This is a genomic window from Kitasatospora sp. NPDC054939 (genome assembly GCF_053610105.1).
Window position 1 is genome coordinate 57370 of sequence record NZ_JBSGXP010000006.1, and the last position, 13241, is coordinate 70610.

Consider the following 13241-nt stretch of genomic DNA (forward strand, 5'->3'; position numbering starts at 1 on the left):
GCGTCCACCTCTCGACCAGAACGTACACGATCGGGTTGCGTTCCGGCGAAGTTGGCAGTTCAGGGTGTTTGGTCTGCCAGGATCACAAATCACCAACCCCCTTTCACCCTGGATGGGAGTCTCTCCAATGGCTGTGTCACTTGCTGACGCCGAAGCGTCGAAGGCCGCTGTTTCCGCTGCCGACGAGGATGCGATCTGGCGTCCGTTCACCTTCTCGACGGCCGAGGACGCGGTGAACTTCGCGAACCTGACGCCTGCGCAGAAGGCAGGCGAGTTCACCCTGGCTGCCGGCAGCGACGGCCAGTGGGTGGGCGCCTACTTCTTCTGACCTTCCCCGTCGCGGCGACCCTGTACCGCGGGCAATCCCGCCTTGCGATTCCCGCTTTCGGCGGGGCGGGGGAGGCCTCCCCCTCGCGGGGGACGGCGGATGATCCGTGGGACGGATGTGATCAGCGCGGGTGACGCGGAACCCTGGAGCGTCGGCAATCCGGACATTCGGGGGTCACGGTGGTTGTTCCTGCACATTCGGAGACAGGTGGCGTTCCCAAGCCGCCGATCGCAAGCCCGGGGCGGATGTTGTGGTGGCGGCGGTGGCCCGTGCGGGCGCCCGCGGCAGCCGCATCCTGGGGTGTGTTGTACGCCGCTGTCGAGGTCACCTGGGCGGTGACGGGCACCGCCGTGCCGTGGAAGGAGCACTCCGCGTACGCGCCGGGGATCCAGCTCTTCCTGGCGGCCCTCGCGCTGCTGGCCGGTGGCGCCTGCCTAGCCGGTGGCGCGTGCCTGGCCGGCGCCCGAACTCTCACCGGGCCCGGCCGGGTTGCGGTGGCGACGGCGCTGATCGCGGCGCTCCCGGTGTTCGGCGTGGGGATGATCGGGCTGCCGATCCATTTCGTGACGCTTGCGACGCTCTCGGGGATCGAGAGCGCCACCGGGCTGGCCCAGGTGCTGCTGAACACGGCCGGTGCCGCCCTCCTGCTCCTCGTCGGGCTGTCGTACCGTCGACGGCTGCGCGGAGACTGCCCGCGGTGCGGGCGGCCGCACGCCGGCGCAGCCGACGGCCCGCTTGTCCACCCGGCCCCCTCCCGAGCCCCGGGGCGGACCCGCGTCGCGGTGTACCTGCTCATGGGCGGACTTCTGCCGTGGGCGGTGGTCAAGACCATCTGGACGCTCGGCGGCGACGCGCTCGGTGTCGCGGGCGACGATTGGCAGCGGATGACGAGCGCCGACGCGTCGGGGCCGTCGAAGGCGACCGCGTCGGCGGGGATCGATGTGACCGTGCTGGCCGCGCTGGCCGGGATCTTCCTGCTGCTGGGACTGCTGCACGCGTGGGGACAGGTGTTCCCCCGCTGGACGGTGGTCCTGTCCGGACGACGGGTCCCGCGCCTGCTGCCGTTGATCCCGGCCTGGCTGACCGGCATTCCCCTGACGATGTACGGGGCCGTCCTCGTCGTCATGGCCCCGCTCACGGCCGTCGGCGTGCTGCCCGAGATCGAGCCGTCCCCGCCGTTCACCTCCAGCTCGGGGATCACGTGGATGGCGGGGTTCGGCGGCCTGGCGTTCGCCGGTCTGGGCATCGGCCTCGTCGTGGCTGCCCGCTCCTACGCCGCCCGCACCCGCCCTGTCTGTGCCGGCGCCACGGCAACGGAGCGGCCCGCGTAGCCGAGTACCGGGGTGTCGGCGTCCCGCCGGTGATCAACGAGCGGCCGCGACGGCTCCCCGTCGAGGCGCGCGAGATCGCCGGTCGGGCCGACGGGCTTGCGCGTCGCGTCTCGCCCTCGACCTCGGTCAGCTGCGCCAGGCCGTGACGTTGCCGGAGCGTGCCATCCCCGTCGCCCGCGTGCCGGTCCGTTGCCCCGGCCGGCCCGGGAGACGGTGCCTCAGCCGAGGGGCGCGCCACAGCGCGTCCTGCGGACGCCACGGGGCAGGCGTGGGGAATCATCGACCAACGATCCGCTGTCCGCGCGGGTGGCTCTGTCAGTACCTCGTGCCACTGTTCGGCCCGTGATCAACAATCGTGAGGGCATCGACCGCGTCGACTGGTCGTCCATGGGCCACGCCTACGGGGCTGCCGACGACGTCCCGCTGTGGCTGGAGCAGATGGCCTCGCCCGATACCGACGTCCGGGAGAAGGCGTTCAGCAGCTTCTACAGCGCGGCTCACCACCAGGGTGACGTCTACGCGTGCACGGCGGCGAGTGTGCCGTTCCTGTTCGCGCTCGCCGACGATCCCCGGGCCCCCGACCGCGCGGCCGTCATCCGGCTTCTGCTCAGCATCGGCGGCGCGGCGCTGGAATGCGACCCCGACGGCCTCTACTACGGTCCGTCGGGCCACGCATCGACCCCTCATGCGGATGTCGTGCCTCAGATGCAGGAGCGTGTCGACGACTTCGTCCGGCACGCGGCGGACCCGGACCCGCAGGTGCGGCAGGCCGCCGTCCCGGCCCTGGGGCTGTTTCTGGACGACGGCGACCGGGCGTTCGCGCTGTTGCGAGAGCGGTTGGCGGCCGAGAGCGGCACCTTGGAGCGCCTGCTGGTCGTCGAGGCGGCCGCGGCGCTGGCCCAACGGCTGCCGGCCGCGCTCGGCCCGGTGACGGTCTGGCTCGCCACCCTGGCCACGGACCCGACGGTGGACTCCGACATCCGGCTCGCCGCCCTGGTCCACCGGGCCGCCTGCGCACCGGAGGTGATCGACGCCGGTCTCGTCCCGACGGCGACCGACCTGCTCCAGCAGCTCCCACCCGAGCCCGCGAGCGACAGCAAGGGTGAGGGCGAAGGCGAGGACGACGACCGGCCGGCCGACTGCGGGCAGTGCGCCTGCGCGGACGTCGCCGCCGGGCCGGCACCGGACCAAGGGGCCCCGCCGCAGCTCGCCGCCGTCTTCGCCGACCTCGATCGGCACGGCCGCGTGCACGCCCCGACCACCGAGCTGCTGACCACCCTTCACCGACTGCTCGACGCACGGGTACCCGAGCGCACGGCCCTGCTCACCGCCCAGCTCCGCAGCACCGACGCGGCCACCCGCTACGACGCCATCGCGATGGCCCGGACCCTGATCGGCTCCTGGCGCGGCGACCACACCGGCCTCGTCCGCCTGCTCGCCGACTGCCTGCTGCCCCAGGACCCGTACACCGCCGCCGAAGCGGCCGAGGCCATCGGCCGACTCCCCGCCGACCTCGCCGAACCCGCCCGCGAGGCCCTCGCCGCCCTCGTCGAAGCCCACCGCGCCACCCACGGGCCGACCGTGTGGGCCGCACGGCACCCGCTGCTGCGCCGGGCCCATCAGCAGGCCGTCACGGCCTTGGCCCGCCTCGGCGACGAGCGCGCCCTGCCCGGGCTGTTGACCGCGCTGGACACCGACACCGATGCCTGGCGCGCGCTCCAGGTCGCCGGCTGCCTCCCCCAGGCCGCCGCGGAGCTCCTGCCCAGGCTGTCCCGGCGCCTGGCCGACGCGGACTTCTCGAAGGACTGGACCTGGTCGGACGCCTGCACGCTGGTCGCCGCCCTTCGCCGGCTCGGCGAACCGGCGGCCGTACCCGCACTCACCACAGCCCTGACCGCGTGCGCCGGGCAGGAGCAGTGGCCCGGCGTAGTCGCGGCGCTCCACGCACTGGCCCGCTGCGGCACCGCCGCCGCCTCCGCCCTGGCGGTGATCCGCCCGCTGGCCGACACCGAGAACCTGGACGTCCGCCTCGCCGCGGCAGAGGCCCTGTGGGACATCGAACGCGACCCCGCGGATGCCGTGCCGCGGCTGGTCGCCCTGCTCGACACCCACAAGCACGACAGCGCGGCCGACGTCCTCGGTCGGATCGGCGCGGCGGCGGCCGCGGCCCTGCCCTCCCTGCGGCAGACGCTCGAAACCGGCCACCTGTCGGCCCGGATGCATGCCGCCGCCGCGATCCACGACATCGGCGGCCCGGCCGAGGCGGAGGTCGTCCTGCCGGTGCTGCTGGCGACCTGGGAGGAGAACGACTCGACCGCCACCTACGTCGTGGAGTGCTTGCAGCGGATGGGTCCCGCCGCCGCACCCGCCCTTCCCCGGATCCGCGCGGAACTCGCCCTGGCCCGCCGCAGCGGCGGCTTCTTCACGATCGTCGAGCAGGACGAGGCTCTGCTGCGCGCCGGCCGGGCCGTCATCAGCCGGCTGACCTGAGGCGAACCCGGGGGTGCACAGGTCCTCCGCCTGCCGCTGCGGAGGACCTGTGCAGACCTGTGCAGGAGGAATCTCCACCGACTCCCCCGACGCCAGTACCCAAGAGTCGCCGAGGCGGCCGCGCAGTCGACGGGCGGTGTTCGGTCAGTCGGAAATCTCAAGGTGCAGGATGGTGGCCCAGTCGCTGGTGACCAGCAGCAGGTTGCGCCACCATACGTAGCCCGGCGGGCCGTCGACGTCGCCGGAGGTTCGGACCGGCCCCAGATGCGCTTCGATGAGGTCGGCGACGCCGTCGGCGAGTTCGCCTGCCTGCCGGATCTCACCGGGCGTGCGCAGATCGGCGTCCGGCCACCTGTTGGCGGGCTGCATGGAGCCGTCGGTCACCTGTCGGCGGAGGACGTCCCGCCAGGCTTGCGGTGACTCGAACGGGTCGACCGGCGTTCGCACCCGGTGTCCACTGGCCCCCGCGTCGTACACGGCTTGAGCGAGGCCCGTCATCCAGTCATGGCCGACTGTCCTCCCGGCCACTGGGACTACGTGGAGCAGGTAGATGGACGACACATGGTTGCAGGCGTCGAGCAGGTCCTCCAGCGGTTCAGCTGCGGCTGACACCGCCTCCGGAGCATCAAGTGGGTTCACCATGGGCGTCTGGGTCGTCCTCTGTGCGGTTCCGCGGTTCGGCCACAGTGTGTCAGCTGGGCACGTTCATGCTGCGAGGTTCGGGGCGTTCGACGAGCTGATCCGGCCCAATCGGCGGGCCGTCAACGGCGCCCACCTCGTCCGGCGCGTTCGCGCCGGCCTACTGTGCAACAACGGGCGCCCGATCGAACGCGAGGAGCTCACAGCCTGATGGATACCCCCCAGCCGATCACCGACTCGTGGCGTCGGACGATCAACGGGCGGCCGTCGGCGACACCGTAGGCCCTGCCCGGTGGGAGCCGGACGGGCAAGGGTCCGAGGGGTCGAGCTACAGGTGGAATCCGCTTGGCGGGTCGGGGCCGGCGGGCGGTGGGCTCGCCGGCCCCGGGGGGTCAGTTGATGGTCCAGCGTTGGAGGGCCGAGCCGTTGTCCGCTTGCTGGGTGACCTGGGCGCCGTTCGTCGTCGAGGCCGTGGTGAGCAGGAGGCTGCTCTTCTGGGAGGTGATCCTGGATGCGCCGCCGGTTGCGGGGGTGACGAGCCAGCGCTGGCTGCTCGTGTCGGCGCAGGTGGCCTGGATCACCCGGGCGCCGGCGGTGGTGGATCCGCCGCTGACGTCCATGCACAGGTTCGAGAGCCCGTTGACGATCCGGTAGGAGCCGTCGGTCTGCCGGGTGAAGACCCAGTTCTGGTTGGCGCCGCCGTTCGTCGACCAGGTGATGAGCGGGGTGCCGGTGACCCGCGAGTGGTTCGGGTCATCGAGGGCCTTGCCGGAGGTCACCACGGTGTGGGTGCCGTCGAGCACCGGGACGACGGACCAGGTGAGGGAGCGGGTGCCGGTGGCGGTGCCCGAGGTGGCGGTCACGGTGGCGGTGGAGGTGCCGGTGGTGGTGGGCGTGCCGGAGATCAGGCCGGTGGAGGTGATCGACAGGCCGCCGGGCAGGCCGGTTGCGGAGAAGGTGAGCGGCTTTCCGAGCGAGTCGGTGGCGGTGAGTTGGAGCGAGACGGCCGTGTTGACCTTGGTGGACTGGCTGCCGGGGTCGGTGACGGACACAAGTTCCGGCGCGGATCCGGTGGCCGTGAGGGTCAGGGTCTGTTCGGCGGCGTTCCGCGTCCCGCCGACGGTGTTGCCGGTGGAGTTGCTCCAGGTGCGGGTCGGCGTGGTCTCGGCGAGCCGTGAGGTGTCGGAGGACAGGCCGATGACGAGGCCGCTGTAGCGGTTGACCAGGCGGTGGGTCCCGGTGGGGGCGTTGGTGGTGGACTTGCCCGGGATCACCCACCACTGCTGGCCGACGGTGGGACCGCCGGCCGGGGCGGCGGTGACGGTGGGCTTGGCGCCCCAGGCGCGGCCCGCGGTGGCGGTGGAGTCGACGCCGAGGAGGTGGCCGGTGCCGGCGTTGGCGATCCGGTAGGAGCCGTCGCCGTTGCCGGTGAAGGTCCACGATTCGCGGCCGGAGCCGGTTGCGGCGGGCAGCGAGGTGGTGGCCGGGCTTCCCGCTTCCTGGGCCAGGACGCGTCCGTTGCCGCCGGCGATGCGGTAGCTCCTGCTCACGTTAACCGGCGGTGCGGCGGGGGTGGCGTGGTCGATGGTGACGTTGACGTATTCGGCGCTGGACTTGTTCGAGCATCCGTGGGAGCAGTAGGTGCGGAAGTCCTTGCCGACGATGCCGGAGCCGGTCTTGCTGACGCCGTCCAGGAACCAGCGGTACCAGGAGGCGGTGCGGTACTCGTCGGTGTCACCGATCGGGTACCACTTCTGGGTGGTGAGGTCGTCGGTGGCGTAGTACTGCTGCGGGGCGTCCCCGGACTGGTCGACGGCCTGGGGCTCGCCGATGTACAGGCCCAGGTGGGCGTTGTAGGTGATGTCCATGACGAACAGCGGGGAGGTGGCGGGCATCTTCCCGGCCGCGACCTGCTGGTCGGTGGTGCCGGTGTTGGCGGGGTCGTACTCGGCGGAGGCCGGGGTATAGCCGGTGGTGCTGGTGGCTCCGACGGGCACCATGTTGCTCTCCTTGCCGCCCCTGCCGGGTTGCGACCAGGCGCCGTCGTACCACTTCTGCCAGGAGTCCGGCGCCATCTTCGAGGCGATCGGGGCGCGGGCGACGTGCTCGTGGAAGGCCTTCCAGCCGCCGGACTTGTCGATGATCCGCGAGCCGTAGAAGACGTAGAAGTACCCGGAGGCGGTGTCGACGAACAGGCGCGGGTCGCCGGCGCCGTAGTGGTACGTCTGGTGGGGGAAGGCCGCGGTGTCGGCCCGCGCCGTGCTGTACGGGGAGGTGATGACGTGGTCCTCGATGGTCCACGTCCTGCCCTGGTCGGTGGAGACGGCGTAGTCGATCGCGTCGTAGTGCGAGTAGTCGCCGAAGGGCTTGGGCGTGAACTCGTTGTGCACCAGGCCGTACCAGTCACCGGTGTCCGGGTCGACCCACACTCCGACCAGGTCGCAGTAGTTCGGCTGTGAGTAGCTCGACCCGGCGGGCGCGGGGGTCGCCTCCAGCCCGGTGGGGCTGTTGTTGCACCGCCAGGTGGTGTCGTTGTTGCGGTCCTTGGAGTTGGCGGGGTTCACGGCGTTGCTGAGGGTGCTGTTGAGCGTCGCGGTGTCGAAGTTCGTGCCGGAGTGGAAGTCCCAGTGGCGGCGCTCGGTCGCGCCGTAGAGGGCGGCGGCCTGCTGGAAGTAGAAGGTGCCGTCCTTGTCGATGTAGGGGAAGGCGGGGGTGTCGGACGGGGTGGTCCAGACCCCCTTCGCGCCGGCGGTGATGGTGTAGCCGGAGGTGGGCGGGGTGGCCGAGGCGGCTCCCTCGGTGAGGGCGCTGCCGCCGAGCCCGAGGGTGGCGGCGAGGACGGCGGCGCCGATCCTCCTGTGACGGGGTGTCATGGTGACCTCTTTCTTCGGACGGGCCGTGTCGGCGGCCCTCTCCTGGCGGGATCGTGTGCCGGGGAGGGAGCGGCCGGCGGTTCCGCGCCCGGTACGCGGCAGGACGGAGCCGACCCGTGTTCGTGGGGGTTGCATGGGTGGGACCTTCCGGGCAGGGCACCGGTCCCGTGCGGGCAAGGCAAGGCGGGGCACGACGCGGCCGGTGCCGGGTGGGGGTGTGCGGCTCGGCGGGAGCGTGGGGCGGTGACGGTCGCGGTGGTGGTCGCGGTGGCGGTGGCGGTTCGACCGGTCAGTCGAACGTCTCGATGTACTCCTCGCACGGCCCGAGTTCGGGCGCGTCCGTGAGTTCGACGTGCGGGCCGAAGTGGTCGAGTTCCAGGATCGTCAGGAGGTTGTCGCCCGCGTGCAGCAGCGGCCCGGGTACGTACAGGGTCGTCTGCGGGCCCACCTCCCAGTAGCGCCCGAGGAGTTCGTCGTTGACCCAGACGAAGCCCTTGCCGAAGCCGGGCAGGCGCAGGAAGGTGTCGGCGGGCTCCTCGACGTGCAGGCGCGCGGTGGCGATGCCGCTGCCGCCGGTCGGCGCGGACGCTTCGGCGGCGCGGTGGAGGTCCTCGGTGGTCCAGCGGTCGAGGGGCAGGGCGGACATGGACCAGCCGTGGACGAGCCGCCGCTCCACGCGCACTCCGCCGAGGATGCCCTTGCCCTGGCCGAGCAGCGGACCGTAGTTGATGCGTCCCTGGTTCTCGACGAGCAGGTCGAGCCGGATCGCCGCACCCCGGCCGGTGACGGTGAAGGAGCCGGTGGGGCGGTCGAGGACGGTGACGGGGGCGCCGTCGACGAACACCTGGGCGCGGTCGTGGAGACCGGTGACCGTCACCTCGTGGGAGCCGGGCGGGACGACCGGGTGTGCGGTGTAGAGCAGGAGGCCGGAGGCCAGACCGAGTTCCTCGAAGCTCAGCGGGCCGGGGGCGTGCCGGGGGGTGGCCGTCGAGCGCAGCGCGTCCAGCAGGCCGGACCTGGGCCGGACGGGGAGGGTGGCCGGCTTGAGGAGTGGCGGGTCCTCGGGCAGGGGCGGGAGGGGGCGGGTGGTGTACGGGGCGAGCGTGGCGCGCAGTGCGTGGAACTTGGGGGTGAGCGCGCCGTGTTCGGCGACGGGGGCGTCGGAGTCGTAGCTGGTGATCGTCGGCTGGAGCTTCGTTCCGTCGTGGTTGGCGCCGGCCCACAGGCCGAAGTTGGTGCCGCCGTGCGCCATGTAGAGGCTGAGCGAGCCTCCGTGGTCGAGGATGCCCTGGACGTCCTTCGCGGCGCTCCCGGGGGAGCGTACGTGGTGCCGCTCGCCCCAGTGGTCGAACCAGCCGTTCCAGAACTCGGCGCACAGGAAGGGCTCGCCGGCGCGGCGGGAGCGCAGCAGGGCGGCGGCCTGGTCGGGTCGGGAGCCGAAGGTGGCGCCGGCCAGTCGGTCCGGGAGGCTGCCGCCGTCGAGCATCAGCTCGGTGGGGCCGTCCGCGGTGAACAGCAACTCGCCGATGCCGCGGTCGAGGAGGGCGTCGCACAGCCATCGCAGGTAGGTGTGGTCGTCGCCGTAGCTGCCGTACTCGTTCTCGATCTGTACGGCGACGACGGGGCCGCCGTGGGCCCACTGCCGGGCGGCGACGAGCGGGATCAGCGTGTCGAACCAGCGGGCCGTCTCGTCGAGGAAGTCGGGGTGGCTGGTGCGGACGCGCATGCCGGGGCGGCCGGTCAGCCAGGCGGGCAGGCCGCCGTTGTCCCATTCGGCGCAGATGTAGGGGCCGGGGCGGACGATGACGTCGAGGCCGCTCTCCTGGGCGAGTTGCAGGAAGCGCGGCAGGTCGCGCCGGCCGTCGAAGCCGATCTCGCCGCGGCGGGGTTCGTGGAAGTTCCACGGTACGTAGGTGTCGACGGTGTTGAGCCCGAGGGCGGCGATGCGTCGGAGGCGGTCCTGCCACTGTTCGGGGTGGACGCGGAAGTAGTGCAGGGAGCCTGCCAGGATCCGGTGGTTGCGGCCGTGGCGCAGGAGTTGCCCGTCGGCCCAGGTCAGTGCGGGGCGTTCGGGAGGGGTACGAAGAGCTGTGTCGGTGGGCGCGGTGGTCGCACCTCGGTGGCGGGTCATTTGACGGCTCCGGCGGTCATGCCCGCGCGCCAGTAGCGCTGGAGGGCGAGGAAGGCGATCAGAAGTGGGGCCACGGACACCAGGGATCCGATGACGACCAGCGGCGGGGGCACCGCGACGTGGCTGGCGTTCCAGCCGACGAGCCCGACCGTGACCGGCTGGAGCCGGTCGTCGCCCAGCACCATGGCGGGGAGCAGGTAGTTGTTCCAGATCTCGACGAACTGGAAGAGGAAGATGGTGACCAGGGCGGGGAGCATCATGCGGGCCGCGATCGTGCGGAAGATGCGGAACTCCCCCGCGCCGTCGAGGCGGCCGGCTTCGAGGACCTCGTCGGGCACGCTCTGCTCGGCGAAGACCCGCGCGAGGTAGACGCCGAAGGGGCTGACGACGCTCGGCAGCAGGACCGCGAGCGGGTTGTCGATCAGCTGGACGCCCGAGAACATCAGGTACAGCGGCAGGGTGAACAGCACCTTGGGCACGAGTACGGCGGCCAGGACGAGGGTGAACAGCGCCCGGCGGCCGGGGAAGTCGTACTTGGCCAGGGCGTAGCCGGTGAGGGCGGACAGGACGGTGCCGATGAGCGCCCCGACGCCGCAGTACAGGATGCTGTTGAGCATCCAGCGCCAGAAGATGCCGTCGTCCTGGCTGCTGAGGCGGGCGATGTTGCCGAACAGGTCGAAGCCGTCGAACCACAGGCCGTTGCCGCTGAACTGCTCGCCGAAGGGCTTGGTCGCGGCGACCAGCAGCCACCACAGGGGGACGAGGAAGTAGAACGCGGACAGGCCCAGCAGGGCGAGTACGGTGACGCGGCTCGTCGCGCCGGTCCTGCGGGGCGCTCCGGTCCGGGTGGGCGGGGTCGCGGGGGCGGGGGCAGACGCGGGGGCGGGCGCGGGGTGCACCGCGGTCATGTGCGGTCTCCTCGGCGGGTCAGGGTGAAGAAGGCGAGGGAGACGGCGCCCACGGCGGCGGCGAGAAGGACGGACTGAGCGGCGGCGTAGGGGTAGTTGCCGGCGGCGACGGCGTTCTGGGCGGACATCAGGGGGGTGAAGGCGGAGGAGATGGAGCCGGCGGAGACGGGTTGGAGGACGGCCGGCTCGTTGTACAGCTGGGCCGACCCGATGATGGAGAAGACGGTGGTGAGGACGAGGGCGCCGCGGACGGCGGGGATCTTGATGCTCCAGGCGATCCGCAGGGCGGAGGCTCCGTCCATGCGGGCGGCTTCCAGGACTTCGGCGGGGATGGACTGCAGGGCCGCGTAGATGATGATCATGTTGTAGCCGGCCCAGCTCCAGGTGACGATGTTGGCCACGGACCACAGCACCACGTCGTCGTCGAAGAACGGGACGGTGACGGCGAGCGGTTCGAGCAGCCGGTTGAGCGGGCTGGAGGTCGAGGAGTACATGAAGGACCACACCAGCGCGGCGCTGACGCCGGGGATCGCGTAGGGGACGAAGCTGGTGAGCCGGAAGAAGCCGCGGCCGCGGGCCGAGTCGGAGTCGATGAGGAGGGCCAGGGCGAGTGCGAGGGCCAGCATGACGGGCACCTGGACGACGCCGAAGAGGGCGACGCGGCCGAGGGAGGCGGTGAAGGCGGAGTCCTGCAGCGCGCGGGTGTAGTTGTCGAGCGGGGCGAAGACCTCGGTCGGGGCGGTCAGCCCCAGGCCGGAGCGGCGGACGGTGAAGAGGCTGCTGCGGGCCGCGTAGAGGATGGGCGCGATGTACACGGCCGCGAACAGCACGGCGAAGGGGGCGCAGAAGAGCAGCGGGCCCAGGCGTCGCGGGCGGCGGGAGGCGGGTGTTCGGCGGGAGGCGGGGGGAGTTCGGCGGGGCGGGGCGGGTGTTCGGCCGGGTGCGGCGGCGGCTGCCCGGCGTCGGCCGGGGGCCGGGTGCGCGGCGGGGGCACGGGTCACGGGTGGATTCCTCACGGTGGCCGTCGTCGGGGCGGCGGCGTCGTCGGTACGGCGAGGCGGATGCCTGGGCGGCGGTCGGGTCCGGGGGCTGCCGGGGTCCGGGGGCGAGGGCGCCGGGCGGGGTCCGCGGGCTCCCCGCCCGGTGCTGCGTCGGACCGGATCCGGTGCTGCGTCGGACGGATCCCGGTCCTGCCCTACGGGGCGACCGCCAGGCCCTGCTTGAGCATCTCGGTCCGGACGGCGTCCTGCGCGTGGCTCAGGGCCTGGGCGATCGTTCCCTTGCCCGTCCATGCCTTGCCGAGGCCGTCGTTGAGGTCCGCGGTGGTGGCGGTCATCAGCGGGCCCCAGGTCCAGCCGGGGTCGACGTTGGGGGTGGCGGCGGCGAAGACGTCGTAGATCTGCTGGCCGCCGAAGTAGGGGTCGGCCTTCAGTTGCGGCAGTTGGAGGAGGGCGTTCGCGGCCGGGTAGAGCGATGCCTTGTCGATCAGCGTGCTGAAGGCGTCCTTGTCGGTGCCCAGCCAGTGGGCGAACGTCCAGGCGGCCGCGGTGTTCTTGCAGCCCTTGAGGACGGCGGTGGCCGATCCCCCGGCGTTGCCCGCCTTGTTGTCGCCCTTGTCCCACTGCGGCATGGGGGCGACGGCCCACTGGCCGGCTCCCGCCTTGGCGCCGCCCTTGATGATGCCGGCCTGCCACACCGCGCCGACGACCGTGGCGATGTTCCCCTCGCCCAGGCCCGTGTACCAGGCCTGGTCGTACATGGGGGCGCTGCTGATCAGACCGGCGTCGGTGAGGCCCTGCCAGTAGTCGGCGACCTTCCTGTTCTCGGCGGAGTCCATGGTGAGCTTCCAGGAGTCCTTCTCGACGCGGAACCAGTGGGCGCCCGCCTGCCAGGCGAGGCCGGCGTAGTCGTAGTCCAGGTAGGGCGAGGAGAGGAACCGCTTGGGGTCGGAGGCGTGGATCCGCTCCCCCGCTGCGCGGTATTCCGCCCAGGTGGTGGGGGGTTGCAGGCCGAGGGAGTCGAAGAGGCTCTTGTTGTAGAAGAGAGCCATCGGGCCGGTGTCCACCGGTGCGCCGTGGACGGCGCCGGCGAGGGTCACGGCGTTCCAGGCGGCGGGCTGGTACTCCTTCGCGGCGGAGGCGGCGTGCGCGGACACGTCCGCCAGGGCGCCCTGGGCGGCGAAGCTGGGCATCGTCTCGTACCCGACCTGGGCCAGACAGGGGGCGTTGCCGGCCTTCACCGCGTTGAGCACCTTCTGGTAGCCGCCCTTCGCTCCGGGCTGCACCGTCTGGTAGGTGACCTCGATGTCGGGGTGGCCGGCGTTGAACGCCCGGACGGCGTCCTCGTAGCCCGGGGCCCAGCCCCAGAATGTTATCGATGCCTTACCGCTCGGGCCGGTGTCGGATCCAGGTTCCGATACGGAGCAGCCGGTCGCCGCCAGGGCGAGGGCGCACGCTCCCACCACTCTCGCTCGGCGGATGAAACTACGCTTCACAGCTCCTCCTGAGTGCCGTGGCAGGCGCGGGGGCGTCCTGCACGGGG

General features: G+C 72.1%; 9 protein-coding genes. 3 read left to right on the forward strand and 6 right to left on the reverse strand.

Annotated elements, in window-relative coordinates; all coding sequences use genetic code 11:
* The first annotated feature begins 127 nt into the window (after positions 1 to 127).
* The 3 genes from ACWGB8_RS03565 (at position 128) to ACWGB8_RS03575 (ending at position 4149) form a co-directional block, all read left to right on the forward strand.
* Positions 128 to 328, forward strand: coding sequence for a hypothetical protein (locus ACWGB8_RS03565; RefSeq protein WP_452209846.1), 201 nt, complete (start codon positions 128 to 130; stop codon positions 326 to 328).
* A 335-nt stretch (positions 329 to 663) separates the two neighbouring features.
* Positions 664 to 1659, forward strand: a complete 996-nt coding sequence (locus ACWGB8_RS03570) for a hypothetical protein (RefSeq protein WP_452209848.1) — start codon at positions 664 to 666, stop codon at positions 1657 to 1659.
* Positions 1660 to 2001: 342 nt separating this feature from the next.
* On the forward strand, positions 2002 to 4149 hold the full coding sequence (locus ACWGB8_RS03575; protein WP_452209850.1) for a HEAT repeat domain-containing protein: 2148 nt from the start codon (positions 2002 to 2004) through the stop codon (positions 4147 to 4149).
* Between the two features lie 144 nt (positions 4150 to 4293).
* Here ACWGB8_RS03575 and ACWGB8_RS03580 read toward each other — a convergent pair whose 3' ends face one another.
* From ACWGB8_RS03580 to ACWGB8_RS03605, 6 genes are all read right to left on the reverse strand, one after another.
* Positions 4294 to 4791 carry a hypothetical protein gene (locus tag ACWGB8_RS03580; protein WP_452209851.1) on the reverse strand — a complete coding sequence of 166 codons (498 nt, stop codon included), beginning with the start codon at positions 4789 to 4791 and terminating at the stop codon, positions 4294 to 4296.
* A 389-nt stretch (positions 4792 to 5180) separates the two neighbouring features.
* Positions 5181 to 7661 carry an RICIN domain-containing protein gene (locus ACWGB8_RS03585; RefSeq protein WP_452209853.1) on the reverse strand — a complete coding sequence of 827 codons (2481 nt, stop codon included), beginning with the start codon at positions 7659 to 7661 and terminating at the stop codon, positions 5181 to 5183.
* A 289-nt stretch (positions 7662 to 7950) separates the two neighbouring features.
* Positions 7951 to 9792 carry a glycoside hydrolase family 35 protein gene (locus ACWGB8_RS03590; protein WP_452209855.1) on the reverse strand — a complete coding sequence of 614 codons (1842 nt, stop codon included), beginning with the start codon at positions 9790 to 9792 and terminating at the stop codon, positions 7951 to 7953.
* Positions 9789 to 10700, reverse strand: a complete 912-nt coding sequence (locus tag ACWGB8_RS03595) for a carbohydrate ABC transporter permease (RefSeq protein ID WP_452209857.1) — start codon at positions 10698 to 10700, stop codon at positions 9789 to 9791. Before ACWGB8_RS03595 ends, ACWGB8_RS03590 begins: the two co-directional genes overlap by 4 nt.
* Positions 10697 to 11701: a carbohydrate ABC transporter permease gene (locus tag ACWGB8_RS03600; RefSeq protein ID WP_452209859.1), complete on the reverse strand. Its 1005-nt coding sequence runs from the start codon at positions 11699 to 11701 to the stop codon at positions 10697 to 10699. Before ACWGB8_RS03600 ends, ACWGB8_RS03595 begins: the two co-directional genes overlap by 4 nt.
* Positions 11702 to 11895: 194 nt before the next feature.
* The gene (locus ACWGB8_RS03605; protein ID WP_452209861.1) at positions 11896 to 13194 is read right to left on the reverse strand and encodes an ABC transporter substrate-binding protein; all 1299 of its coding nucleotides are present in this window, start codon (positions 13192 to 13194) and stop codon (positions 11896 to 11898) included.
* Between the last annotated feature and the right edge of the window lie 47 nt (positions 13195 to 13241).

Excerpts from the sequence above, each read along its gene's own strand:
- ACWGB8_RS03590 (WP_452209855.1), bottom strand. The coding sequence starts at position 9,792 with ATGACCCGCCACCGAGGTGCGACCACCGCGCCCACCGACACAGCTCTT.
- ACWGB8_RS03580 (WP_452209851.1), bottom strand. The coding sequence starts at position 4,791 with ATGGTGAACCCACTTGATGCTCCGGAGGCGGTGTCAGCCGCAGCTGAA.
- ACWGB8_RS03585 (WP_452209853.1), bottom strand. The coding sequence starts at position 7,661 with ATGACACCCCGTCACAGGAGGATCGGCGCCGCCGTCCTCGCCGCCACC.
- ACWGB8_RS03565 (WP_452209846.1), top strand. The coding sequence starts at position 128 with ATGGCTGTGTCACTTGCTGACGCCGAAGCGTCGAAGGCCGCTGTTTCC.
- ACWGB8_RS03595 (WP_452209857.1), bottom strand. The coding sequence starts at position 10,700 with ATGACCGCGGTGCACCCCGCGCCCGCCCCCGCGTCTGCCCCCGCCCCC.